At 63.0% G+C, this 24,245-nt stretch carries 21 protein-coding genes and 1 tRNA gene; 16 read left to right on the forward strand and 6 right to left on the reverse strand.

The genetic code is table 11. The features are described 5' to 3' along the window. Window positions 1-75 precede the first annotated feature (75 nt). The 3 genes from ACIQ3Q_RS15590 to ACIQ3Q_RS15600 all read left to right on the forward strand — a co-directional run bounded on the left by ACIQ3Q_RS15590 (window position 76) and on the right by ACIQ3Q_RS15600 (window position 4,575). Window positions 76-483, forward strand: coding sequence for an Hpt domain-containing protein (locus tag ACIQ3Q_RS15590; protein ID WP_396270088.1), 408 nt, complete (start codon window positions 76-78; stop codon window positions 481-483). Beyond that, on the forward strand, window positions 480-2,735 hold the full coding sequence (locus ACIQ3Q_RS15595; RefSeq protein WP_396270089.1) for a putative bifunctional diguanylate cyclase/phosphodiesterase: 2,256 nt from the start codon (window positions 480-482) through the stop codon (window positions 2,733-2,735). The genes ACIQ3Q_RS15590 and ACIQ3Q_RS15595 overlap by 4 nt, the downstream gene beginning before the upstream one ends. Before the next feature lie 79 nt (window positions 2,736-2,814). Further along, window positions 2,815-4,575 carry a diguanylate cyclase gene (locus ACIQ3Q_RS15600; protein ID WP_396270090.1) on the forward strand — a complete coding sequence of 587 codons (1,761 nt, stop codon included), beginning with the start codon at window positions 2,815-2,817 and terminating at the stop codon, window positions 4,573-4,575. An 18-nt stretch (window positions 4,576-4,593) separates the two neighbouring features. Here ACIQ3Q_RS15600 and ACIQ3Q_RS15605 read toward each other — a convergent pair whose 3' ends face one another. The 3 genes from ACIQ3Q_RS15605 to ACIQ3Q_RS15615 form a co-directional block, all read right to left on the reverse strand. Continuing rightward, window positions 4,594-5,631, reverse strand: coding sequence for a GGDEF domain-containing protein (locus ACIQ3Q_RS15605; protein ID WP_396270091.1), 1,038 nt, complete (start codon window positions 5,629-5,631; stop codon window positions 4,594-4,596). Between the two features lie 132 nt (window positions 5,632-5,763). Then, window positions 5,764-6,705 (reverse strand): patatin-like phospholipase family protein, encoded by a 942-nt coding sequence (locus tag ACIQ3Q_RS15610; protein WP_396270092.1) that lies wholly within the window; start codon window positions 6,703-6,705, stop codon window positions 5,764-5,766. Next, window positions 6,702-7,325, reverse strand: a complete 624-nt coding sequence (locus tag ACIQ3Q_RS15615) for a TetR/AcrR family transcriptional regulator (protein WP_396270093.1) — start codon at window positions 7,323-7,325, stop codon at window positions 6,702-6,704. The genes ACIQ3Q_RS15610 and ACIQ3Q_RS15615 overlap by 4 nt, the downstream gene beginning before the upstream one ends. A 102-nt stretch (window positions 7,326-7,427) precedes the next feature. On the opposite strand from ACIQ3Q_RS15615, the gene ACIQ3Q_RS15620 reads away from it, so the two are divergent. Then, window positions 7,428-8,225, forward strand: a complete 798-nt coding sequence (locus tag ACIQ3Q_RS15620; protein WP_396270094.1) for a hypothetical protein — start codon at window positions 7,428-7,430, stop codon at window positions 8,223-8,225. Between the two features lie 23 nt (window positions 8,226-8,248). Here the strand turns inward: ACIQ3Q_RS15620 and ACIQ3Q_RS15625 are convergent. Together ACIQ3Q_RS15625 and ACIQ3Q_RS15630 are read right to left on the reverse strand one after the other, a co-directional pair. After that, window positions 8,249-8,338: transfer RNA gene (locus ACIQ3Q_RS15625), tRNA-Ser, on the reverse strand. A gap of 52 nt (window positions 8,339-8,390) precedes the next feature. Beyond that, the gene (locus ACIQ3Q_RS15630) at window positions 8,391-9,215 is read right to left on the reverse strand and encodes a symmetrical bis(5'-nucleosyl)-tetraphosphatase (protein WP_396270095.1); all 825 of its coding nucleotides are present in this window, start codon (window positions 9,213-9,215) and stop codon (window positions 8,391-8,393) included. A gap of 69 nt (window positions 9,216-9,284) precedes the next feature. On the opposite strand from ACIQ3Q_RS15630, the gene ACIQ3Q_RS15635 reads away from it, so the two are divergent. The 4 genes from ACIQ3Q_RS15635 (at window position 9,285) to ACIQ3Q_RS15650 (ending at window position 15,807) form a co-directional block, all read left to right on the forward strand. Then, entirely contained in the window at window positions 9,285-10,586 is a 1,302-nt protein-coding gene (locus ACIQ3Q_RS15635; protein WP_396270096.1) for a hemolysin family protein, read from the forward strand. Then, entirely contained in the window at window positions 10,583-11,347 is a 765-nt protein-coding gene (locus ACIQ3Q_RS15640; RefSeq protein ID WP_396270097.1) for a SapC family protein, read from the forward strand. Before ACIQ3Q_RS15635 ends, ACIQ3Q_RS15640 begins: the two co-directional genes overlap by 4 nt. A gap of 216 nt (window positions 11,348-11,563) precedes the next feature. Beyond that, the gene (locus ACIQ3Q_RS15645) at window positions 11,564-12,703 is read left to right on the forward strand and encodes a PleD family two-component system response regulator (RefSeq protein ID WP_396270099.1); all 1,140 of its coding nucleotides are present in this window, start codon (window positions 11,564-11,566) and stop codon (window positions 12,701-12,703) included. Beyond that, window positions 12,700-15,807 (forward strand): ATP-binding protein, encoded by a 3,108-nt coding sequence (locus tag ACIQ3Q_RS15650; protein WP_396270100.1) that lies wholly within the window; start codon window positions 12,700-12,702, stop codon window positions 15,805-15,807. Before ACIQ3Q_RS15645 ends, ACIQ3Q_RS15650 begins: the two co-directional genes overlap by 4 nt. On the opposite strand, the gene ACIQ3Q_RS15655 is transcribed toward ACIQ3Q_RS15650, so the two are convergent. After that, window positions 15,777-16,586, reverse strand: a complete 810-nt coding sequence (locus ACIQ3Q_RS15655) for an IclR family transcriptional regulator (protein ID WP_396270101.1) — start codon at window positions 16,584-16,586, stop codon at window positions 15,777-15,779. The two genes, ACIQ3Q_RS15650 and ACIQ3Q_RS15655, sit on opposite strands and share 31 nt — an antisense overlap. Window positions 16,587-16,719: 133 nt before the next feature. Between ACIQ3Q_RS15655 and ACIQ3Q_RS15660 the strand changes: the two genes are divergently transcribed. The 8 genes from ACIQ3Q_RS15660 (at window position 16,720) to ACIQ3Q_RS15695 (ending at window position 24,176) form a co-directional block, all read left to right on the forward strand. Continuing rightward, complete coding sequence (locus ACIQ3Q_RS15660; RefSeq protein ID WP_396270102.1) at window positions 16,720-17,688, forward strand: MBL fold metallo-hydrolase; 969 nt, start codon at window positions 16,720-16,722, stop codon at window positions 17,686-17,688. 89 nt (window positions 17,689-17,777) lie between these two features. Next, on the forward strand, window positions 17,778-18,326 hold the full coding sequence (locus ACIQ3Q_RS15665; RefSeq protein WP_396270103.1) for a VOC family protein: 549 nt from the start codon (window positions 17,778-17,780) through the stop codon (window positions 18,324-18,326). A 15-nt stretch (window positions 18,327-18,341) separates the two neighbouring features. Next, window positions 18,342-20,018: an FAD-dependent oxidoreductase gene (locus ACIQ3Q_RS15670; protein WP_396270104.1), complete on the forward strand. Its 1,677-nt coding sequence runs from the start codon at window positions 18,342-18,344 to the stop codon at window positions 20,016-20,018. Further along, entirely contained in the window at window positions 20,018-20,224 is a 207-nt protein-coding gene (locus ACIQ3Q_RS15675; RefSeq protein WP_396270105.1) for a DUF2783 domain-containing protein, read from the forward strand. The genes ACIQ3Q_RS15670 and ACIQ3Q_RS15675 overlap by 1 nt, the downstream gene beginning before the upstream one ends. 29 nt (window positions 20,225-20,253) lie before the next feature. Further along, window positions 20,254-21,222: a Bug family tripartite tricarboxylate transporter substrate binding protein gene (locus ACIQ3Q_RS15680; RefSeq protein WP_396270106.1), complete on the forward strand. Its 969-nt coding sequence runs from the start codon at window positions 20,254-20,256 to the stop codon at window positions 21,220-21,222. Window positions 21,223-21,236: 14 nt separating this feature from the next. Next, window positions 21,237-22,562, forward strand: a complete 1,326-nt coding sequence (fahA, locus tag ACIQ3Q_RS15685) for a fumarylacetoacetase (protein WP_396270107.1) — start codon at window positions 21,237-21,239, stop codon at window positions 22,560-22,562. A 91-nt stretch (window positions 22,563-22,653) separates the two neighbouring features. After that, on the forward strand, window positions 22,654-23,331 hold the full coding sequence (locus ACIQ3Q_RS15690; RefSeq protein WP_396270108.1) for a TIGR02594 family protein: 678 nt from the start codon (window positions 22,654-22,656) through the stop codon (window positions 23,329-23,331). 344 nt (window positions 23,332-23,675) lie between these two features. Continuing rightward, the gene (locus tag ACIQ3Q_RS15695) at window positions 23,676-24,176 is read left to right on the forward strand and encodes a hypothetical protein (protein WP_396270109.1); all 501 of its coding nucleotides are present in this window, start codon (window positions 23,676-23,678) and stop codon (window positions 24,174-24,176) included. The last annotated feature ends 69 nt before the right edge of the window (window positions 24,177-24,245 follow it).

Here is a 24,245-nt window from a genome sequence, read left to right on the forward strand (position 1 = left end):
GAGGGAAGGGGATGCTGCATCGTCTTCATCAGTGCCTGCGTGTTTGCGTTGCGGCCTGACCCTGCTTCTCAGACCATGCTTGACCTCTTCAACGTCACCCCTGTCTCCGACGCGCCTACCGAAGAATCGGTGCTCGACGCCGCGAGCTTGAACCAGTTGCGTTCGCTCGACCCGACAGGCGGCGACCTGTTCTTGCGCAAAGTCTTGGAGACCTATCTGCGCTCGCTGGACAAGCAAGTGGAGTCGGCCTCGACTGCTTTTGCTGCAGAGCAGCATGATGATCTTTCCCGTGCGGCCCACAGCCTGAAGTCTGCCTCTGCCAGTGTGGGGGCACTCAAGTTCTCGCGCCTGTGCGAGCGCATCGAGCATGCCGTGCGGCGCCAAGAGCTCGGCGGCATTCCCGCTGACATGGTTGAGTTCAAGCAAGAGGCGGCCCGTGTTCGAGCCGCAGCTGCGAGACTGTTAGGTCCCACCTCGGCATGACGCATCCCTACAGCACCAACGCGAACGGAGTGCCCGAGCACCCGAAGGTGCTGCTTGTTGATGACGATGACGTCAACCTCTTGTTGGTGTCTGCAGCGCTGAGCCAGCATGGCTTTGAAGTGACCGAAGCAACGGGCGGTGAGAGTGCGCTGCGTATGCTGCGCCACTGGACGCCTGATCTGGTGGTCTTGGACGCCCGCATGCCAGGCCTAGATGGCTTTGAGACCTGCCGCCAACTGCGCGAGATGTACGGGTTCGAAAACGTTCCCGTGCTGATGCTCACAGGCTTGGACGACGAAACTTCTGTCAACCGGGCCTATCAGGCCGGTGCCACCGACTTTTTCGTCAAATCCAACCAATGGAGTCTGTTGGCCGGGCGCCTGCGCTACATGCTGCGTGCTGCACGCACCCACCAAGAGCTGGTGCGCAGCAAAGCCAAGTTAGCTCGCGCCCAAGACTTGGCCCGCATGGGCAGCTTTGATTGGTGGTACGACCCGGCCTTGGGTGTGGGCCATGGGCTGGACCTGTCAGAAGAAGGCCTGCGGGTTTTTGGTTGCGCCCCCGACGAGCGATTGGGGCTGCGTGCCTTGCTGCACATGGTGCCGCCGGTAGACCGTCGGGGCCTGTTGCGCCAAACCCGCATGCTGCTGCGCCAGGTCACGGTGATCAACACCGATGTTCCCATGAACCTGCCAGACGGGCGCTTCCGCATCATCCATGTGGAAGCGGAAGCTGAGTTTGGCGAGTACGGTCAATGCACGGGCTACACCGGCATCGTTCAAGACGTGACGGATAGGCGCCAAGCCGAAGACAGCATCCGGCGCCTGGCCAATAACGATTCGCTCACCGCCTTGCCGAACCGGCGTCAACTGATGTGGCGTACCGAGCGGGCTTTGGAACAAGCCCGCCGCATGAGCCACCAAGTGGCGCTGTTGATGATCGACCTGGATCGGTTCAAAAACATCAACGACACCTTGGGCCATGCCGCCGGAGACGAGCTTTTGATTGAAGTGGCCTTGCGCCTGCGCAGCTGCGTGCGCCACTCCGACCAGATTTTTGACGGCCTGGTGGAATCCGTCGGTACCCGCAGCCACCGTGCCTTGGAGGCCGTAGGGCGCCTGGGCGGTGATGAGTTTGTGGCGTTGCTGCCCGAGGTCAACGACGAGCGCGATGCCGAGCGCGTGGCCCAGCGCGTCTTGGAGGCCCTGCGCGTGCCCATCTACGTGGCAGGCCAAGAGTGCTTTGCCACAGCGTCGGTAGGCATCGCGCTCTATCCGCGCGACGGCACCAATGTGCACGACCTGATGCGCAATGCCGACGTGGCCATGTATGCGGCCAAGTCCAGCGGCCGCAACGGCATGATGCTCTACACGCCGCAACTGGCCGGCCGTGGTCGCGAGAAGCTGGAGCTTGAAACCGCGCTGCACAAGGCCATTGAGCGCAATGAGTTGGTGCTCTACTACCAGCCCAAAGTCGATGTAGCCACCGCCAAGATGGTGGGTGTTGAAGCCCTGATGCGCTGGAAGCGTGGCGAGCAGTTGGTGCCGCCGGGCGACTTCATCCCCTTGGCCGAAGAAACCGGCCTGATCGTGCCGCTGTCTGAATGGGCGCTGCGTGAGGCGGCCCGTCAAGCGCGGGTCTGGAAAGATGATTTCGGCTTCAACGAGTCGATTGCCGTCAACATGCCCAACCGCATGTTCTTGCGCAATGATTTGGTTGAGTTGGTGCGCGCTGCGGTGGAGCCGCATGACATCCCGCACCGCATGATCCTGCTGGAGATCACCGAAGATTCCCTGATGAAGGATTTGCAAAGCATCTTGCCCACGCTGCAGCGGCTCAATGAGATTGGCGTGCAGATCTCGGTGGACGACTTTGGCACCGGCTATTCCTCGCTGTCACGGCTCACCACCTTGCCCATCACCGAGGTCAAGATTGACCGCTCCTTTGTGAATGACTTGGTGGTCACCCGCAAGGGCACGGCCGTCATTCGCACCATCGTGGCTTTGGCGCGTGCGCTAGGCCTGAGGGTGATCGCTGAAGGCGTGGGGTCGCTCAGCCAGCAAGAAGTGTTGCACCGGCAGGGCTGCAGCATCATGCAAGGCTTTATGTTCAGCCGCCCTATCCCGGGCGATCAAATCGGCGACTGGGTGCGCCGCATGTCCATGGCGCCCAAAGGTCCTTGGATTGCCAGCGTCGAAGTCGGTATGGACGAGGCCGACGAGCGTGCACAAATCACCAGCGCTGGCGCCTGACACCGTCTGTCCACATCAGGCCGGTTCAGTTTGAGCCCCGACTGCCGATATCGAGCGACACCCATGTCCCGGCTCGACCATGACCGCCTCCTCTGAACTCACCCCGGCGCAAATTGCCAAAGCCGCGTTGCGCCGATTGGCCCTCGCCCGCCAAGAGCCCACGCCCGAAAACTATGCCCAAGCCTGGGCTGAAGAGTCTGGACACGGCCGTGCCCAAGCCAGCCTGCCTGCCCAAGCTAAGCCGCTGATGGAGCGCATGGCCGCGCGGCTGGTGGAGGCCGCCGAGGCGCGTGATGAACTGCTCAAGCACTTGCTACAAGGCGATTGGAATGAGGCTTCGCGGGTCTTGGAGCGTGCCGGAGAGACCTCAGCCCACCAAGCCCAAGCCTTGGCCCAAGTCATTGACCGCATGGCCAAAGGCCTGGAGCGCGGTGGCAAGCAATGGACTTTGGCGCGCAAGAAAGACAGCCTGCAACGCGTATTGGATGCCAACCGCAGCGACGTGCAACGTCTGACCCATAGGCTGCGGCAACTGGTTCATTCCTGGGACGATGGCGACATGCCCGTGGAGCCGGTGGCTGACTCGGCGGAGCATGCCCCAATTGCACAGATGCCCGAGGCGGCGCCATCCACGGCAGCCGCCGTGCCGACGTCTTGGCCGCAAGTGCTGCACCCGTTGCAGCACACCGTGCGCTTGGCCCTGCCTTCTGACCAACCACGTGCGGTGGCCTTGGCCGACGAATTGGCCGCATTGGCTGACCAAATTGCTCAGCACGGTGCCACTGCGCCGCTGGCCCGCGCCGTGGCCGAGGTGTGTGACAAGGCCGGCCGATTGCTTTCACACCGCCATCACTTGCTGGATCAAGTGCATCTGCTCAGCCAAGAGCTGGCCGGTAGCTTGGCGGAGCTGGCCGAAGACGACAGCTGGGTGCAAGGCCAACTCAACAGCCTGCGCCAGCGCCTGGACGAGCGGCCCAATGCCCGGGCCGTCCAGTCCGCCAGCAGCTTGCTGGCCGAGGCGCGCTTGCGGCAACGCGATGTGCGCCAGGAGCGCAACAGTGCCCGCCTGGCCCTGAAAGAGTTGATTCGGCGCATGCTGCATGAGCTGGGTGAGCTGGACCAACACACGGGCCGTCTGAGCGACGGCATGCAGCGATACATGAGCACCATTGAACAAGCCGACTCCTTGGAGAGCTTGGCCGGGGTGGTGCGTGAGATGCTCGACGAAGGCCGCGAAGTGCACGGCCTGGTCAGCAGCACCCGCGAACGCTTGAACGGCGAGCATGCTCGCGCCGTCGAGCTGGAAGAGCGGGTGCGTGAGCTCGAAACCGAGCTGCGCCGCCTGTCTGACGAGGTGGCCACTGACGCCCTGACCCAAATCGCCAACCGGCGCGGCATGATGCAAGCCTTTGAGGTCGAGCAGGCACGCATGCGCCGCGAAGGCGGTGAGTTGTCAGTGGGCCTGCTCGACATCGATAACTTCAAAAAGCTCAACGACAGCCTGGGCCATGCCGCAGGCGACCAGGCCTTGATTGCACTGGCCCAGTATGTGCGCGATGCGCTGCGGCCCATCGACATCGTGGCCCGCTTTGGGGGCGAAGAGTTCGTGGTGCTCTTGCCCTCGACCCCCGTTGAAGAAGCCCAGAAGACCTTGACGCGGCTGCAGCGTCAGATGAGCGCCAGCCTGTTCATGCACGAAGGCAAGGACGTGTTGGTCACGTTCTCCGCAGGGGTGACGGCCTACCGCTTCAGCGAGGCGCTGGGTGATGCGCTGGAGCGGGCCGACGAGGCGCTTTACGAGGCCAAGCGCACGGGCAAGAACCGCACCTGCATGGCCTGAGGCCCTGCACGGCCAGCCTCAGAAGAATTCCACCATCCCGGTGTTCGCGGGTTCGGCCAGGGGCTGCTCAAGTTCCAGCCTGTCGAAGTCCACGCTGCAATTGCGCCCATCACGTTTGGCTTGGTAGACGGCCTGATCGGCGCGCTCAAAGGCGGCGCTTGGCGTGTCTGCGCTGCGCAGTTCGGTGTAGCCAATGCTGACGGTCAATGAGCCGACGCGTGGGAAAGCATAGTTCTCAACGGTGGTGCGCAGCCGCTCCAGAGCCTGGCGCGCGTCGGCAGGTCGGTCACCGCTGAGCAGCACCAAGAACTCCTCTCCACCAAAGCGATACAAGTGCTCCTCATGGCGGAAGCAGTGGCGCATGATTTGGCCCAAGAGCAGCAAGACCTCATCGCCCATCAGGTGACCAAACTCGTCGTTGATGCGCTTGAAGTTGTCGATATCCACGACGCCCAACCAATAGCGGGTGTTGCGCAGCGCGCGCCGCCGCTCGTCGGCCTTGAACTGCGGCGCGGGCACATCGTGGCCCAGTTGCATGGCCGCTCGGACAAAGGTCTCGTCAAAAGATTTGCGATTCAACAAGCCGGTCAGCGCATCGCGTTCGTTCTCGTCCAGCAAGCCCCGAAGGTGACGGTAGTAGCGCCGGATGGCGCCCAGAATGCGCGACTCTTCTTGTGTCGGGGCATTGACCTGCCAGACCTCCAGCACCCCCACAATCTCGCCATCAGTCTGCAAAGGGTAGAGCCAATGGGCTGGAGCCTCCGACATGCGAACGATCTCGCCCGACTGTAAGCAAGCCAGGTGATAGGGCAGGCTTTCTAGCGGCACGGTGGGCCCAGCGTCTCGGGAGGCGTCATAGGATCGGTGTGGCTCGCCGTGATGGCGCTTGAACACATGCGTCAGCCAGCGCGGGGCTTCCAGGCTGCCCACCGTGCGGTGGATGGCCAGGTACTGAGGGCAGATCAGCTCGTCGATCAAGCCCAGCACGGCTTCATCCAGGGCGTCGCGGTCGCGGTGGCCCGCCAAGTCGGCCAAATGATCTAGAAGTCGTGACATGTAGGCCCAAACAGAAAAGAGGTGCGCAGCGCGCGCGGTGCCGATCCATCACAGTCGGCAGGGGTTCTGTCTGGGATATCGGCCCACGCCCGTCAGGGTTGAGCCTTTCGCGGTGGGGTGGGGCCGGGAAAATCAGGAGCGCGGGGAAGAGGGCCGACACGCTGAGGAGGTTGGGCTCAGTTGAGCTTGCTGGAGACGTGCCAGCAAGCCTGGCAGCAATGCCCTCGCGCTGACTTCGCCGGCCACTTGCGCTTGCTTGAAGTAGCGCTCACTGGGCGCGGCTGCGTAGTCCATATCAGGGTGAATCAGAAAGTCTGCCTGTTGGGTTTCTGGGTCAATGCGAGCGCGGCGCTTGGCATCTCTGGCAAGTTGGGCTGCAGGAGTGTCTGCCGGCGCTTTGCCCGCCCGTGCCGACACATCGACGGCGATGACAAATTGGGCACCCGCTTGGCGAGCGGCCAACACGGCCACGGGCAGAGATTCGTCCGCGTCCTCGTACTCCTCACCCTGAATGCCAACGGGCGACAACACGCCTGGCACTGCGCTCGACGCGCGCACAGCAACGCCTGCATTGCCTTGGCTGAAGAAAACGGGCTGCTTGTCCGCTCGGCGCGTTGCCACCACAATCAAGCGACGCGGCAATTGCTCCAGGCTGGCATCGCCGAGTCGCTGGTTTACAAAGTCTTGCAGGCGTTGGCCGTGAATCCAGCCTCGGTCCGCAAAGGGAGACACATCAAACAGCGTCAAGGGGCCGCCGCTGCGAGCAATGGCCTCCAAGGCTGGGGCGTCGTGGCCCCAAGCCCAAAAGGCGCCGATGAGCGAGCCCACGCTGGAGCCCACCATCAGGTCAATGTCCAGGCAGGCCTCCTCCAAGACCTTAAGCACGCCGATGTGGGCATAGCCTCTTGGACCTCCACTACCGAGCACCAAGGCGACTTTGGGCCGAGGCGTGAGCGCCGGAACCGAAGGCTGCGCCAGGGGGCTGTCCGCTTCGGTGTAGTTGAAGGCTGAACAGGCGCCCAAAGTGAGGCTGATCAGCAGGGCGCCCAGCAAGCGCAGGCCATGCGTGCTCATTCACCTGTGCTTCGGCTGTTGTATCCCAAGCCCAAGGCCATGCGCGCCATCAGGTCGGCACGCAGACCGACTTCTACCCCGGGCGCAAGTTGCAGGTGTTGCATGACATGGGCCTGGCTGATGCTGGCCATGCCGTGCAGGGCCGACCAAATGAACATGGCTTGATGGTCCGCATGGCCAGAGGGCTGATGCTGGGCGCCGGGCAGGGCGCGGAGGGTGTCGCGCAGCAGGTTAAAGGCGCGAACCGCGTGCTCAACCAGCTCAGGGTGCTGGGCGGGCTCGGGCCAGGGCGTGCCGAACATCAATCGATATTCCAATGGCTTGTGCTGGGCGTAATCCAAGTAAGCATGGCCCATGGCCTCCAGCTTGGCATCACCTTCTTGCCCGGAGGTCTGCACGCCAAGGTATGCCGCAAAGTCGGCGAAACACCGGCGCATGACTTCGGCCAGCAGGTGATCACGGCTTTCAAAGTGGCGATAAGGGGCTTGGTGGGAGATGCCCAAGGTTCGGGCCACATCGCGCATGCTCAGGCCTTCGACCCCGCTTTCTGCGATCACCTCGCGTGCGGCGAGTACGCAGGCCTCCCTGAGCGAGGTGGTGGGCGACGATGTCTTGCTCATGGAGAGGTGGCCGCAGCGCAGAAAGCTGTTGCCACAACGAAGTTGACAGTGTCTACAACTTTAGTGCATCCTAGTTGACACTGTCAACATTGGAAGCGCGACGTGCCTCATCTGTCCCCTCTCGCCAGTGACTTGCCCTTGGCCGTGCGCAGGCTTTACCAAGACCTGTTGATCAATCAGCCGCTGCTGACTCGATATGCGCTCTTCATGCTGCTGCTGGCCTTGCCCACCACCGTGTTGCTATGGGCGGATGAGCGCATCTACCGCGAGGTGGCGATCTGGGCCAAGCCCTTGAAGTTCATGCTCTCCACAGCCCTTTTTGCGGCCACGACGGCATGGTGCGTGGGTCTGTTGCCGAGCGCCGTTCGTACTTCGTCATCTGTGCGGGCTGTGGCTTGGGCGCTTGTGCTGACGTCCGCTTTCGAGGTGGCCTACATCAGCCTACAGGCCGCATGGGGCCAAGGGTCTCACCACAACGTGGCGACGCCTTTCCATGCCCTGATGTTCGGCTTGATGGCGTTGGCCGCCGTGGGGCTGACGGCCACCCAAGCCGTGCTGGCTTGGATGCTGCTGCGCCACTGTGGCCTGGGCAGCGGTACCCTGGTGCAGGCTGCCGTGCTGGGCTTGGCGCTGACCTTTGTGCTGGCCACCGCGAGCGGCTTCATCTTGGGCGCGCAACAACCACCGGCTGGCATGGGTTGGCCCCTGGTGGGCTGGCATTGGGGGCAGGCCGATGCGCGGCCGGCGCACTTCCTGGGGGTGCATGCCCAGCAGCTTTTCCCTTGGCTGGGCTGGATGTTGGTGCGACGCAGCGCGCCTCATCCCGGTGGCTTGCTCATGGCTGCCGCTGGCGCTTATGTGGTGGTGTGGGGGCTGCTGATCTACAGCGCCGCGCCCTGAAGCGTGTCAAAACGGGCAGGGTTTGGCGGAAGCGGTGAGATTCGAACTCACGGTAAGGTTTCCCCTACGCTAGTTTTCAAGACTAGAGCCTTAAACCACTCGGCCACGCTTCCTTGGGGTCTCGTCGCAGCCCTGGCGGGCTGGAGAGAAGGGCCGCATTATGGCTCATCCTGGGGCTTGTTCTTGGGCGCATTGCACTTGGGTCACTTCGCGCCGTCCGCCATCCACCCGAACGGCGGTCAACTGGCCCCCCCAAACGCAGCCGGTGTCCAGGGCCAGCAGGTCGGGGCGGTTCATTAGGCCCAAGGTGGACCAATGGCCGAAGGCGATGGGCTGGCCCGCCGTGGCGCGCTGAGCATGCTCGAACCAAGGCTTGTAGCCCTCGGGCGCTTGGTCGGCGCCCTCTTTGGTGTCGAACTCCATGCGGCCCTCGGCGTTGCAAAAACGCATGCGCGTCAGCGTGTTGACGATGAAGCGCCAGCGCGGCACGCCGGTCAGGCTGGGCTTCCAGAGTGGCGGCTCGTTACCGAACATCTGCGCCAAAAAGTCGGCCCGACCAGGGCCGCGCAACACGGCTTCGACCTCGGCGGCCAGGGCCAAGGTTTGCTCAGTCGTCCAAGCCGGGTTGACGCCCGCGTGTACGGTGAGCCAGCCTTGGGTCCAGTCGGCCAAACGGCCTCTCTGCACCAACCAGTCTAGCCAGGCCTCGCGCTGAGGGTGGTTCAGGATGTCATCCAGCGTGTCCTTGCGGCCGGGCTTTCGCACACCCGCGGCCACGGCCAGCAGGCTCAGGTCGTGGTTGCCTAAAAGCCAGGTGGCACTGGCGCCCAAGCGCTGCAGCTTTTGCAGCACTTGCAGGGAGGCTGGGCCGCGGTTGACCAGATCGCCCAAGACATGAACGTGGTCGCGAGAGGGAGAAAAATCCAAGGTCGCCAGCAGCTGTTCAAACGCATCACAACAGCCCTGGAGATCGCCAACAAAGTAGTGCATCGTGCGATTCTGCTACGCTCGCACCCCGTTTCGACACATTTGCGGCGCTGGTAACAGGCGCTGCTGCGCATGGACATACTGCTTTTAGTCTTCCTGATTCTGCTCAATGGCGTGTTTGCCATGTCTGAAATGGCCCTGTCGGCCAGCCGCAAAGCGCGGCTTCAGGTGATGTTGGAGTCCGGAGAGCACGGTGCCCGTGCGGCCATCGAGTTGCATGACAACCCGACCAAGTTTCTCTCCACGGTGCAGATTGGCATCACCACCATCACGATGCTGAACGGCATCGTCGGTGAGGCGGCGTTTAAGGACACTGTCTCTGAGTGGTTGCAGGCCACTTTGCAGGCAACCGTTCATGTGGCAGATCTATCTGCCACCGCCTTGGTGGTGATGGTCATTACCGTGCTCAGCATCATCTTTGGTGAACTGGTGCCCAAGCGCCTGGGCCAAATGCACCCCGAGACGGTGGCGCGCTTGGTGGCGCCGCCCATGCAATGGTTGTCTGCCCTGACCCGCCCCTTGGTGTTTGTGCTGGCCGCTTGCACCGAAGGCATGTTGCGCTTGCTGGGCATCAAGGCGGGTGGCAATCGCAGCGTGACTGAAGAAGAGATCGCCGCCAGCCTGGAAGAAGGCCTGGACGCCGGGGTCATTGAAGCCCAAGAGCATCAGATGGTGCGCAACGTGTTCCGTCTGGACGACCGCCAGATCGGCTCCATGATGATTCCCCGCGCGGAGATCGCTTGGTTGGATGCCGAGGCGACTGTGGAAGAGATGCTGACCGTCGTGGCCGAGGACGAGCACTCACGCTACCCGGTGTGTCGCGGTGGTCTGGACGATGTCATCGGGGTGGTGGCCGCGCACAGCCTGTTGCGGCCCATGGCCAGTGGCCAGACGGTCAAGCTGGCGGACCACCTGCAAGCCCCGGTCTTTGTGCCCGAGACCCTGTCGGGCATGGAACTATTGGAGCACTTCCGCACCTCGGGCGCAGAGTTGGTGTTTGTAGTGGATGAATATGGTGCCGTGCAGGGCGTGATCACGGTGCGCGATGTGCTGGAAGCCATCACCGGCGAATTTGGCACCGACACCGACGAAGACGCCTGGGCGGTGCAGCGCGCCGACGGCAGTTGGCTGGTCGATGGCATGATTCCGGTCCCCGAGCTGAAGGATCGGCTCAATATCAAAGAGTTGCCCGAAGAAGACCGAGGGCGATACAACACTTTGGCCGGCATGATCATGCTGCTGCTGGGCCGCTTGCCCCAAACCACCGACGCGGTGGAGTGGGGCGTGTGGCGCTTCGAGGTCGTGGACCTCGACGGCAAACGCGTGGACAAGGTCTTGGCCACCAGAACCACCCCTGAGGACGACGACGAATGATCAATCCAGAACTGCATACACAACCCATCGCACTGGACCGCGTGGGCCACCGCACGCTCAAGCTCAGCGAGCGCGCCAACAGCCTGACCCGCGTCAAGCAGCTAAACTCGATGTTTGTGACGCTGGCCGAGTTTGGTGATGCAGCCAAAGAATTCCCCATCTTCTTCCTGCGCGCGGGCAAGGATGAAAAGGGCAATGAGTTGGTGGCGCCTGTGGCGGTGTTCGGCTTGAAGCAGGGCCAAAACCTGTTCTTGGCAGGCGAGGGCGCCGATACGCGCTGGACAGCCCGCTACACCCCAGCGCTGATGCGTGCTTACCCCTTCACCATGGCGCGGGTCAGTGAAGACCAAATGGCCGTGTGCATTGATCAGAGCTTTGATGGCTGGTCCCAGACCGAAGGCCGCGCTTTGTTCGACGAGCAGGGCGAGCCTACCGAACTGCTGAACAACGCGCGCGATTTTGTCGAGCGCGTGGAGGCTGAGGTCGAGCGCACCCGCTTTGCCGGCCAGCGCTTGATGGAGCTCAAGCTGCTGCAAGAGAAGCGCTTTGACGCCACCTTGCCGGACGGCTCCCCCCTGCGGGTGGATGGCTTCTTGGCGCTGGACGAAGAGCGTTTCAACAAACTGAGCGACGCTGAAGCGCTGGAGTTGCACCGCTCAGGCCTGGCCGGCGTGCTGCATGCACACCTGATCTCCATGGCCAATATGACGGCCCTGATCGAGCGCCAACTCACCCAAACCCAGGGCGGCGCGACGGCCTGAGGCCTAAGCGGGGCTGATGGCCCCGCTGACCCTGTGACGGGATGTCATCGGGTGGCCCCCTGATTCGAGAGGTTTTTCAAGAAACAAAGAAAGCTCGCCGATATCCCGGTGAGCCTTCAGCACAGAAGGGGTGGCACGCCTATCGTCTGGTGTGTCGCTCAGCCCACCGTCAATGGGTTGAGTGCCAGGGCTCTTGTTTAAGAGGGAGCCTAAAACATGGAAAACCGCTCGCGCATTCTGCTGGTGGACGACGATGAGCTGACTTTGCACATGCTCACCGCGACACTGGAGCAGGACTACGAGATCCTTCACGCCACCGATGGTGAGCGTGCCTTGGCGCTGACCACCACCCAAGCGGTGGACTTGGTGCTTTTGGATGTCGAGATGCCTGGCATCGACGGCTATGAGGTGTGCCGTCGCCTGAAGGAGACGGCCGATGTGCCGGTGATCTTTCACTCGGCGCGTACCAGCATCGACGAGCGCCTTCAGGGCTATCGCGTGGGGGGCGATGACTATCTCGCCAAACCCTTTGACCCGGCCGAGCTGAGCGCCAAGATCGTACGGGTGCTACAGCAGCATGCCACGCGCCGCGAGCTGAGCGGGCAGCTGGATGAGGCCATGAATGCGGTGCTCTCCACCGCCGACATGATGGGCGAAGCAGGCGTCGTGCTGGAGTTTCAGCGCGATGCCAATCAATGCAAGAGCCACGCGGCTCTGGCTCAGGCGATCTTGGCGGCGCTGGCGCGCTGGGCCTGGGATGGCTGCGTGCGGGTACGTGGCCGCCAGCGGGTTGTCAACCTGAATGCGAGGGGCGAGTGCACCGCGCTGGAGGCCACATTGCTGGACCACCTGCAAACCCAAAGCCGCGGCATTCATGCACTCGGTCCGCACACAGGCTTTGTCTACGGTGAAGTGTTGGTGTTCGTCCGCAATTTGGCCATGAACCGCCCTGAAGGCAGCATGGACCGCGCAGAATCTGAACGCATGGGCCGCGCCATCGATAACATTGCGTTATTGGTGGAGGGCGCCTTGTCGCTGGTCACGGCGCTGGATGCCGGGGCCACTGCACGGGATCTGGACGAAATCCGCAAACTCGTTACCATGACCCGAGATGCCCTGACCGACATCCAAGCACGCAGCCATGCACAGCGCATGGAAGTGCAGCAACTGGCGCAACGCCTGAATGAGCAGGTTGAGGCCAGTTTTCTGCACTTGGGGTTAACGGCCTCGCAAGAAGACCAAGTCAGCGGCATCATCCGAGAGCACGGCGAAGACGTGCTCAAGGCACTAGATCAGGGGCGAGAGTTGCAAGATTATCTGCAACGCATTGTTCAGAAGTTGGGGCAGTACGTGTGAGCATCAGCGATCAGGAGTCGACCACCTCCCGCGTAGAGGACGCTGCAGCGTCCGGGGTCGATGGCCTCCAGGCGCTGAAATCGCGCCTGGATCGGTCGATCATGCGCATTGCAGGGCTGGTGCTGGGCTTGCCAGTGCTGGCCGCCGTCGTTCAATTGCTGTTCATCTTCACCCACCCTAGCGCCAGCCCGGACGACCGCAGCAGCCGTTTGGTGGCCTGCCTCGCAGTGGTGGGCATCGCAGCGGTTTCCGCTGGCTTGGCACGCTACCGGTCTGCGGCAGCCGGGGCGCTCTTCTTGTGCTGGTCAGCCATGGCGGTTCTGATGGTCTACGCCTGGACCATGGACTGGGGCATGGCCTCCACCAGCCTCACGGCGTTTTCGGCCTTGATTGCCATTGGTGGCTTCTTGGTCGGGCCTCACATGGCCCGTTGGTTGACCCTGGCTGCGGTGAGCTATTTGCTGGCCCTGTGGGTGGCCAGCATCCTGGGGCATACCGGAGGCATGGCCCAACTGGACCCCCAGCGCATGGCCGGTTACGGGGCCGTCCACATCACCGCCTGCCTTTGTGTGGGCTGGATGGTGTCGCGTTATGGCAGCCAGTTCATGCAGATGATCGGCTCTCTGGACAACTCCAAACGCCTGCTGGAAGCCACTCTTCATGCCGAGCAATCCGCGTCACGGCAGTTGGCACTGAGTGAGGCGCGCATGCGGGCGCTGCTCGATAACTCGCTCAATGCGGTGTTGATCTTGGATAGGGACAGCGGGAACATCCGCTATGCCAACGCCCAGGTCTTAGAGCGTCACGGCTGCAAGAGTTTGGACGATTTTGATGTCCGACTGATGTACCCGGAGCCTCCTTACACGCCAGAGGAGTCCATGCGCTTGGTCAATTTGACGCGGGACGAAGGCCCACGGCAGTTCACCTGGAAGACCCACGACGTGCAGGGCATGGACATCTGGTGGGACATGAAGCTGGACAACATGCTGCTGGGCGAAGTGCCCAGCGTGGTGTGTTTCGGCCACGACATTACCGCGCGGGTCAACGCTGAAGCGGCTTTGCGCAATCAACAGCAGCAGCTTGAGGCGCTGGTGCAAGACCGAACCCAGCAACTGCTGCGCGAACAAAAACGCATGGAAGACGTGATTGAGGCCTTGCCCATCACGCTGTCGATACGCGACCGAGAAGGACGCTACACCTTGGTCAACAAGCGCTTTGAGACGGCCATCGGCTTGGCCCGTGAGCGCGTGCTGGGGCGTCCTGCAGGTGACTTCCTGCCACCGGCCATGATGGCCGATATGCGCCATTGGGACGGCAAGGTGCTGGGCGGCGAGGGCGAGCAGACCTTTGAGCGGGTGATCCCCGACCCTTCCGGGCGGCCCCTGGATTACCTGATCACCTCGGTGCCCTTGCTGGGCGCTGATCGCCAACCCTTTGCGGTGCTGAACCTGGGCACGGATGTGACCTCGCTCAAGACCTTGCAGCGCGAGCTGGCACTGGCCAAAGAGGAGGCAGAGCGCCTGGCTCAAGCCAAGAGCGAGTTCTTGGCCAATATGAGCCATGAGATTCGCACGCCCCTGAATGCAGTGCTCGGCATTGCCCAGCTCGGGGTGCGGCGCACTGCAGTAGAGACGCCTGAGCACGCAGATTACGAACGCATTCTGCGTTCGGGGCGCTTGCTGCTCGGGGTCATCAATGACATCTTGGATTACTCCAAGCTCGACAGCGGCAAGTTGGAGGTGTGCGACGAGCCCTGCGAGTTGGCCGTGCTGCTGGAAGATGCGGCCGATATGGTGGCTGAGCGGGCGCGCGCCAAAGGTTTGGCCCTGAGCATAGACATCGACGCGCAAGTGCCTGCGTGGCTGCGCTTGGACGGCTTGCGCGTCAGCCAAGTCTTGGTCAACCTCTTGTCCAATGCGGTGAAGTTCACGCCGCAAGGGCGCGTGTCTTTGGAGGCGCGCGCCCAGGACCAAACGCTTTGCCTCTCAGTCAGCGACACGGGCGTCGGCATTGCGCCCGAGCATTTGGCACGCATCTTCGACCCCTTTGAGCAGGCGGACAGCTCCACGACCCGTCTCTATGGCGGCACGGGCTTGGGGCTATCGATCAGCCGCCGTTTGGCCGAGTTAATGGACGGCGACATCGTGGTGCAAAGTGAGAGCCAGTCCGGCTCTTGCTTCACGCTGCGGGTACCTCTGCGGCCGCTGGTGGCGCCAACACCGCCCAAAGTTGTGGCGGCGGCGGCCACCGCGGGTGCGCTGGAAGGCCTGCGCCTATTGGTGGTCGACGATGTAGAGATCAATCGCACCATCATCTTGGCCATGTTGCGTGAATGCGGTGCCAGCGCCACAGGCGCCCCCAGTGGTGAGGCGGCGGTGGCCCGTTTGCGAGCCCAGCCTGATGCCTTTGACGCGGTGCTGATGGACCTGCAGATGCCGGGCATGGATGGCTTTGAAGCTACCCGCCTGCTGCACGATGGCCTGCCAGATATGCCCGTCATCGCCCTGACTGCCCACGCCCTGGAAGACCAGCGCCGCAAGTGCTTGGAGGCGGGCATGGTGGCCCACATCACCAAGCCTGTGGACTTGGGCGAATTGGCCCAAGTGCTGGGCGAGCACCTGCCGCGCCGTCATCGCTCGGGCCAAGACGCATTGTTGCCTCCCGTGGCACGCAACACACCCACACCGTCGCCGGTGCAGCGGTTCACTCCGCCTACACAGCCGCCTGCACCCACACCGACTGTGCCCCCCACCAACTGGCCCGATCTTCCGGCCTTTGACCGCACGGGCGCACTGGCCCGTTGTGGCGGCCAAGAGGCCGTGCTGCGCAAAGTCTTGGTGATGTTCGCAGCCCAGGTGCAACGCTGGCCCAGCGACCTGCGCCAAGCCGCCGAGGCTGGGGTTCCGGAGCTCAAAGCTGCTGCCCATCGCCTGAAAGGCGTGAGTGGCAATCTGGGGCTGACTGAGTTGGAGCACCATGTCTCGAACTTGGAACAGGCGCTTGCCGCGCCACTGAGCGCCGAGGCCCTAGCCCAACTGCTAGACCCTGTGCTGACGGCCTTAGGCGCGGTCGATCAGGCCTTGGTCGCCTGGTCGGCGCGGTAGCCCAGGCGCTGCGACAAGCTGGCGGCCTGCGCCCGCAACAAACCCACCAGGGGCCTGTCTAACCCCAAGTCCACCTTGGCACTCGGCCCAATGGCCGTGAGCGCCAACACCACCTGGCCGCTGCCGTCGCGCACGGGCACGGCGATGGCGCTGACACCGGGCACGGCAGTGCCATCGACCCGGGCCAGCCCTTCGGCCCGCACGGCCGCCAAGATGGGCACCAAGTCCTTGGCAGACACCGGCTCAGCCTCCAAGGCCAGCAAGGGTTGCCACTGCGCCTGCGGCAGCCAGGCGGCAAACAAGCGCCCGGAGGCCGTGTCGCGCAGGCTCATCACCGTACCGTGGCGCATGCTCACATGCACGGGGCTGGGGGCTTCGGCAATGCGCACCAGCGTTGGCCCACGGTTGCCCCACACCGCAATGGCCACGGTCAGGCCTGTCTCAAAGGCCAGCTCTTCAATCAGGGGTGTGGCCAGCCGCACCGGGTCGTACTGTTGCAGGCCGATCAGGCCCATCTGCAGCGCCAGTGGCCCTAAGCCATAGCGGCCACCCTCGGCCTCTTGCTCCACCAGCCCAATCTTCTGAAAGCTCACCAAATAAGGGTGGGCTTTGGCTGGGCTCATGCCGGCCTCGCGGGCCAAGTCTTTGAGCGGCAGCGGGCGGCCGTGGTGGGCCAGGGCCAGCAACAACTGCCCGCCGACTTCAATGCTCTGGATGCCACGTGGGCCGCGCTCTGCGCTGTCATCGTGCGGGTGGTCCTGGGCGGAAGAGGAGGGCATAGGTATTTTTACTAAACGTAATTGATTAGACATTATCGAACAAGCTGATTAAGATCAAGCCCGTTCGCTCCTGCTGAATTGATTTGCTTTAGATGAATTCAGCGCGCTGCTTCTCACTCACCCCGCTGCCGCCATGACCACCACCAAGACCTTTGCCTCTCACGCCGACCTGGAAGAAAAGAAAGTCAGCTTTGTGCAGCTCTCCGAGCACGCCTGGGCTTACACCGCCGAGGGCGACCCCAACACCGGCATCATCATTGGCGACGATGCGGTCATGGTCATCGACACCCAGGCCACCCCCGCCATGGCCCAAGACGTGGTGCGCCGCATCCGCGAGGTCACCGACAAGCCCATCAAGTACGTGCTGATGTCCCACTACCACGCCGTGCGCGTGCTGGGGGCTGAGGGCTACCGCGCCGAAGGCCTGGAGCACATCATCGCCAGCCAAGACACGCGCGACCTGATCGTCGAGCGCGGCGAGCAAGACAAAGCCAGCGAGATCGGCCGCTTCCCGCGCTTGTTCCAAAACGTGGAGTCCGTGCCCCCGGGCATGACCTGGCCCACCATCACCTTCAGCGGCAAGATGACGCTGTGGCTGGGCCAACTCGAAGTGCAACTGCTGCAACTGGGCCGCGGCCACACCAAGGGCGACACCGTGGCCTGGCTGCCCCAAGAAAAAGTGCTGTTCTCGGGCGACCTGGTGGAGTTTGACGCCACGCCTTATGCCGGTGATGCCTACTTCCAAGACTGGCCTCAAACCTTGGCCAACATCGCAGCGCTGAAGCCTGAAAAGCTGGTGCCCGGCCGGGGCGCTGCGCTGAGCGGCGAGGCCCAGGTCCGGGCCGGTTTAGAGGGCACTCAAGCCTTTGTCAGTGAGCTGTTCGCCAGCGTCAAAGCCGGTGCGGCCGAAGGCAAGCCCCTGCGCGCCGTCTATGAAGAAACCTTTGCGCGCCTGAAGCCCCGCTATGGCCACTGGGTCATCTTTAACCACTGCATGCCTTTTGACGTGACCCGTGCCTATGACGAGGCCAGCGGCATTGCCGACCCGCGCATCTGGACGGCCCAGCGCGACATTGAGATGTGGCAGGCCCTGGAAGGGTGAGGCTCTGAATACCGCCACAGAGGCACAGAGACACAGAGGAATTCAGACGAGTCAGAACGCCTTCACGAGAGGCATTTTTGGAGAACCCCATGAGCATTCAACGCATCCACCACGTGGCCTACCGCTGCAAAGATGCCAAGGCCACCGTCGAGTGGTATGTCAAACACCTGGGCATGGACTTTGTGCTGGCCATTGCGGAGAACCAAGTGCCGTCCACCAAGGCGCCAGACCCGTACATGCACGTCTTCTTGGATGCCGGTGCGGGCAATGTGCTGGCGTTTTTTGAACTGCCCACTCAAGCCCCGATGGGCCGCGACGACAACACCCCGGCTTGGGTGCAGCACATTGCGTTCAAGGTCGAGAGCGTGCAAAAGCTCGAAGAGATCAAGGCGCGGCTGGAGGCCTCGGGCATTGAGGTGATCGGCCTGACCGACCACACCATCTTCAAGAGCATCTACTTCTTCGACCCCAACGGCCACCGCCTGGAGTTGGCGGCCGATGTGGGCACGCCCGAGATGTACGCCAAGCTCGACGCCTGCAAATGGGACATGCTCAACGAATGGGCCCAAACCAAGCAAGCCCCCAAGCACGCCGCCTGGATGCACGACAAAGAGTTCAACCACAGCACCGCAGCCTGACCCACGGACAAGCCCATGCTGAAGACCTATTCCTACGCCGAGTTTCTTTACCGCCAAAGTGAGGCCCAGCGCCTGGGCCAGACGCCACGCTTTGGGGTGGTGGTGATCGGTGGTGGGCCGGTGGGCTTGAGCTTGGCGTTGGACGCCGCCCGGCGTGGCTTGGCCGTGCAACTGCTGGACGACAACAACACCGTCAGCATCGGCTCGCGCGCCGTTTGCTATGCCAAGCGCCCGCTGGAGATCTGGCGCCGCTTAGGCGTTGATGGCCCGCTGCTGCAACGCGGTGTGCGCTGGCAGATCGGCAAGGTCTTCTACGGCGACACCCTGGCCTATCAGTTCGACCTCTTGCCTGAGCAACACCACCACATGCCGGCCATGGTCAACCTGCAACAGTACTACCTGGAAGAGACCTTGGTGGCGGCTTGTGAGGCCGACGAGCATGTCACCTTGAACTGGAAGCACAAGGTGGTGGGCCTGGAGCAAGTGGGCGGAGACGATCCGCATGCGCGCCTGACCGTGGAAACCCCCGACGGCCGCTTTGACATGCTGGCCGACTGGGTCGTGGCCTGCGACGGTGCCAACAGCGACACCCGCCGCATGCTGGGCGCCGACTTCAGCGGCCAAGTCTTCAACGACCGCTTCTTGATTGCGGATGTGGTGATGGATCCCAGCACCCAGCCCGTCAATGAGGCCTCGGGAGCCCAACGTTTGAGCACGGAGCCCGAGCGCTGGTTCTGGTTCGACCCGCCTTTTCACCGGGGCCAGTCGGTGCTGCTGCACAAGCAGGCCGATAAGGTCTGGCGCATCGACTTCCAACTCGGGCGCGACGCCGACCCTGTGGAAGAGAAAAAGCCCGAGAACGTGCTGCCCCGCATCAAAGCCATGCTGGGTGAGAACGTGGACTTTGAGCTGGAGTGGGTGTCCGTTTACCAGTTCGCTTGCCGCCGCATGGACCAATTCCGCCATGGCCGCGTGCTGTTTGCGGGCGACGCTGCGCACCAGGTCTCGCCCTTCGGCGCACGCGGTGCCAACTCCGGCGTGCAAGACAGCGACAACCTGGCCTGGAAACTACAGTTGGTGGTGAGTGGCCAAGCGCCCAAGTCACTCTTGGACAGCTATCACCATGAGCGCTCGCTGGCGGCCGACGACAACATCGCCAACTCCACCCGCTCGACCGACTTCATCACGCCCAAGAGCCGCGCCTCGCTGCGCCTGCGCAACGCCGTGTTGGAGCTGGCCCGCACCGAGCCCTTTGCGCGGCCCATGGTCAACAGCGGTCGCCTCTCTCTGCCCACGCCTTATCTGGACAGCCCCCTCAACACGCCAGATACCGACACCTTTGCGGGCCTGATGCAGCCCGGTACCGTCTGTGCCGATGCACCGCTGATGCGCCACGGCCAAGCCGCTTGGCTGCTGGATGTGCTGGGGGAGGGCGACTCACCCTTTGCCGTGCTGGTGTTTGGCGATTTGCCCGAGCCGCTGAACTTTCGCATCCCTGTGCGCGTGTTGCGCGTAGGCACCGACGTGCAAGACCCGCAGGGTGTTCTCGCAGCCCGCTACGACGCCCAGCCCGGCACGGTCTACCTCATCCGCCCTGACCAACACGTGGCTGCCCGCTGGCGGCAGTTTGATGCGGCGGCCGTGCAAGCCGCCCTGCAGCGCGCTGTCGGCGGCGCAAAAGGAGCCCACTGATGACCGCCACCCTGAACCGCCAACCCAACATCCCGCAGGTCGATGGCTTCTATGAAAGCCTCATCCATGCCCAGCGTGGCATGAGCGATGATCAGGCCGACCTCTTTCTCGCCAAGCTGGTGCTGATCCTGGCCAATCAGGTCGGGGACCGTGCCGTGCTGGACCAAGCCGTTCACCTGGCTCGCAGCAACACCCTCGCTGTTTGAGCCCCAACCCATCCCACAAGGAGTTTTCGATGACTGTTGTTTCCCGCCGCACCACCTTGGGCGCCGCGCTGCTGGCGCTGTGCACCACCGCCGCCTGGGCCTACCCCGACAAGCCCGTCGAGTGGGTCGTGCCTTACCCCGCCGGTGGTGGCTCTGACGTGGTGGCCCGCACCGTGGGCGAGCAGATGGCCAAGAGCTTGGGCCAGACCGTCATCATCAACAACAAGCCGGGTGCGGGCACCAATATCGGTGCGGACTATGTGGCCAAGTCCAAGGCCGACGGGCATGTGATGCTGACGGCTGACACCGGCACCCTGGCCGCCAACCCCTGGCTCTTCAGCAAGCTCAGCTACAACGCCGAGAAAGACTTGGCGCCGGTGGGCCTGATCGCCCGCTTCCCGCTCTTGCTGGTGGTCAACCCACAGAACGTGCCCGCCAAGAACTGGAAAGAGTTTCGCCTCTGGGCCGCCAACCAGCCCACGCTGAACTACGCCTCGCCCGGCACCGGCAGCCCGCACCACCTGGCCATGGCCCTGCTGCGCGAGAAGACCGGCATTGCCGCAGGCCATGTGCCTTACCGGGGCGCGGCGCCTGCCGTGCAAGACGTGATCGGCGGCCAAGTGCCCTTCATGTTCTTGGACACCGCTGCGGCCTACCCGCACATCCTGTCCGGCAAGCTGCGCGCCGTGGGCGTGGCCAGCCCCGCCCGCATCAAAACCTTTGCCGACATCCCCACGCTGGACGAGCAAGGTCTCAAGGGTTTCGAGGCCTATGCCTGGCAAGGCCTGGTGGTGCCCACCGGCACACCCGCGCCAGTGGTGGCCCAACTCAACAAGGCTTTGCAAGAGGCTCTGGCACACACCACAGTGAAGGCCCGCTTCCAAGTGCTGGGTTTGGAGAGCCTGGGCGGCACGCCAGAGCAGATGAAAGCCTACTGGCAGCGCGAGCAGGCCAAGTGGGGCGAAGTCATCAAGGCCGCCAACATCAAGCTGGATTGAACGCAGACTCTCTCATGATCGACCACACCCACGACACCGCCGCCACCGCTTGGGTGGCCTCTGCCAACACCGGCACCACCGACTTTCCGCTGCAAAACTTGCCCTACGGGCGCTTTAGGCGTGCGGGCAGCCAACAAGACTGGCGCATTGGCATCGCCATTGGCGACCAGATCCTCGACCTCAAAGCCGCCGCTCAACTCGGCCGCTGGCCCACCGACATCCAGACCCTGTTGCACCCCTTGGCCCAGGGCGACCTGAACCGCTTCATGGCCCAAGGCCCGGTGGCCCGCAAGGCCCTGCGAGCCGCTTTGTTTGACGCTCTGCGTGACCCCACGCAAACCGGGTCGGCCAACGCCCGAGCCCTGCAGGCCGCTGCGGCCCAGGTGCTGCTGGCGCAAGACCAAGCCGAGATGACGCTGCCCTGCCAGATCGGCGACTACACCGACTTCTACACCGGCATTCACCACGCCACCACGGTGGGCAAGCTCTTCCGCCCGGACAACCCCTTGCTGCCCAACTACAAGTGGGTGCCCATCGGCTATCACGGCCGGGTGTCCTCCATTGGCGTCAGCGGCCAAACATTCCGCCGCCCCTTGGGCCAAACCAAAGCCCCGGATGCCGAGCTGCCCAGCTTCGGCCCCTGCAAGCGCTTGGACTACGAGCTGGAAGTGGGCGTGTTTGTCGGCGCCGGTAACGCCCTGGGTGAGCCCATGAGCATGGCGCAGGCCGAAGGCGACTGGTTTGGCATGGTGCTGCTCAACGACTGGTCGGCCCGCGATGTGCAAGCCTGGGAATATCAGCCCTTGGGCCCCTTCTTGGCCAAGAACTTCGCATCCACCATCTCGCCGTGGATCGTCACGCAAGAAGCCCTTGCTCCCTTCCGCGCCGCTTTTGAGCACCCGGCGACTGACCCGCAGCCGCTGCCCTACTTGGACAGCCCCGCCAACCGCGCCCAAGGCGGTCTGCAAATCGAGCTGGAAGTTCACCTGCAAACAGCGGCAATGCGAAAAGCGAGCCAAGCGCCGCACCGCCTGATGCAAAGCAACTTCGCCGACGCCTACTGGACGGTGGCGCAGATGCTGACCCACCACAGCAGCAACGGCTGCAACCTGCAGCCCGGCGACCTGCTGGGCTCGGGCACCCAAAGCGGCCCCAAGCCTGAACAAGGCGGCTCCCTGCTGGAGCTGACCCAAGGCGGCAAGCAGGCTCTCAGCCTGCCCAACGGCGAAACCCGTGTCTTCTTGCAAGACGGCGACAGCATCACGCTGCGCGGCCGCTGCCAGCGCGAGGGCGCGGTGGCCATCGGCTTTGGGCCGTGTGTGGGGACAGTGACCAACTGACACGCCCTCGCAGCCTCCTCAAGACATGGGATGCGCGCCGCCCGCACGCCGGGCAGAGTGCGGTCATTCCAAGATACTTGAGGAGACTGCTGTGAGCTACCCCACCACCATCGTCAAGGCCGCTTTGCTGCACTTGCGCCAGCAGGCGGGCACCGCCCATGAAAGCCTGGGTCTGCTGAATCAGGGCCAGACGCTGGAGGTGCTGGAGTTGGATGACTCTGGCACCTGGGCGAAGGTGAAGGCCGACGACGGCCGGGCGGGCTGGTGCAGCCTTAAGTACCTGATGCCCACAGGCGCGGCGCCCCATTCGTTGTGGTTGGAGGTGGCCATGAGGGAGATTGGGGTGCGCGAGATGCCTGGCCCGGCAGAAAACCACCCGCGCATCCAAGAGTATCTGGCCAGCGTGGACGACCTGAAGGGGATTGCGTCCTCACGCGATGAAACTGCTTGGTGCTCTTGCTTCATGAACTGGTGCGTGGAACAGGTGGGCCTGGACGGCACCAACACGGCTTGGGCGCGCTCGTGGACGCAATGGCGCAATACCGTGGCATATAAGGACGCCAAGCCCGGGCACATTGCCGTGTTCCGGCGCACCGGCCTGGGGGTGGATGGTGGCCATGTGGGCATCTTTATGGGCTTTGCTCAGGGGGGCGAGCAGGTGAACGTGCTGGGCGGCAACCAAGGCAATGCGGTGCGTATCAGCCGATTTCCGGTTGAAGGGATGATGGGCGGCATGTTGTACAAACTGCAGAGCCTGCGTGCGGCTTGAACGTACAACGCACTTGCCCTGTTACGTCGCGCCAACGAGAGCCAATCGCTGCGGCGTTGAGTCTTTGGGCTGAATGATCGAACGATCAATAAGGGCAAGGTTGCAAAACTCTCTTCGCCAAGAGATAAAACAAAAATCAACCAAATTCGCACGTCAATAAGAGTATTGGAGTGATCTGGTCTATTTGTCAAATAGTGCCGCATCCGGTCTTGCGCCGTTAACCGCTCACGACAGCCCCTTGGAATAATTCAAATATTGCACTTGGGTGTGCGGGTTTGATCTGAGGTTGTACATGGCGCAGTCAAGAAAAAAGATAATCAACGTACTGCGTTGGCTGGGGGGGCGTGGCCACCTTTGGCCTCATCGCTTGGGCGGTGGCACAGAGCCAGGTGACCTCGAAGTTGGGTAGCTACTTGGAGCTCGGCGGGCAGGTGATCGCCCCCAGCACGTCCAGTGCCATCAACAGCACCTACGACCTCGAGCCCTTCGATGTGGTCCGCTGGACCACCTACTTCAACACCCGCATCAACAGCCCTTTTGAGACCGAAGGTGTGTTGACCCTGCCACCGGGTCATACCTGGGTGGCGGGCTCGGTGCGCAAGCCCGCCAACACCTCCATACAGTGGCAGGTGAACGGCGCCTGGACGGATAAAGAACCAGCCACGGGTGCGGCGGTCACGGCTGTGAAATGGTTTTTGAGTTTTAAATTCCAGGCCGCCACCAGTATTATTGATAAATCGGTGAATTTCAGCGGTACCGGGGACGGGTATCGCATTATTCCCTTTGGTGACGGTTTGTTTGTGGTTAACTGTCAAGCCCCGGGAGATCATTCACACGTTTTGTGAAGAGCTTGGGGTGTGAGGCGTGCCATTTTTTCAGGGCCTCGATGGGGGTCTGGTGGTTGAGGGCGCGTT

This window comes from Ideonella sp., from assembly GCF_044358605.1.
Lineage (GTDB): Bacteria > Pseudomonadota > Gammaproteobacteria > Burkholderiales > Burkholderiaceae_C > Ideonella.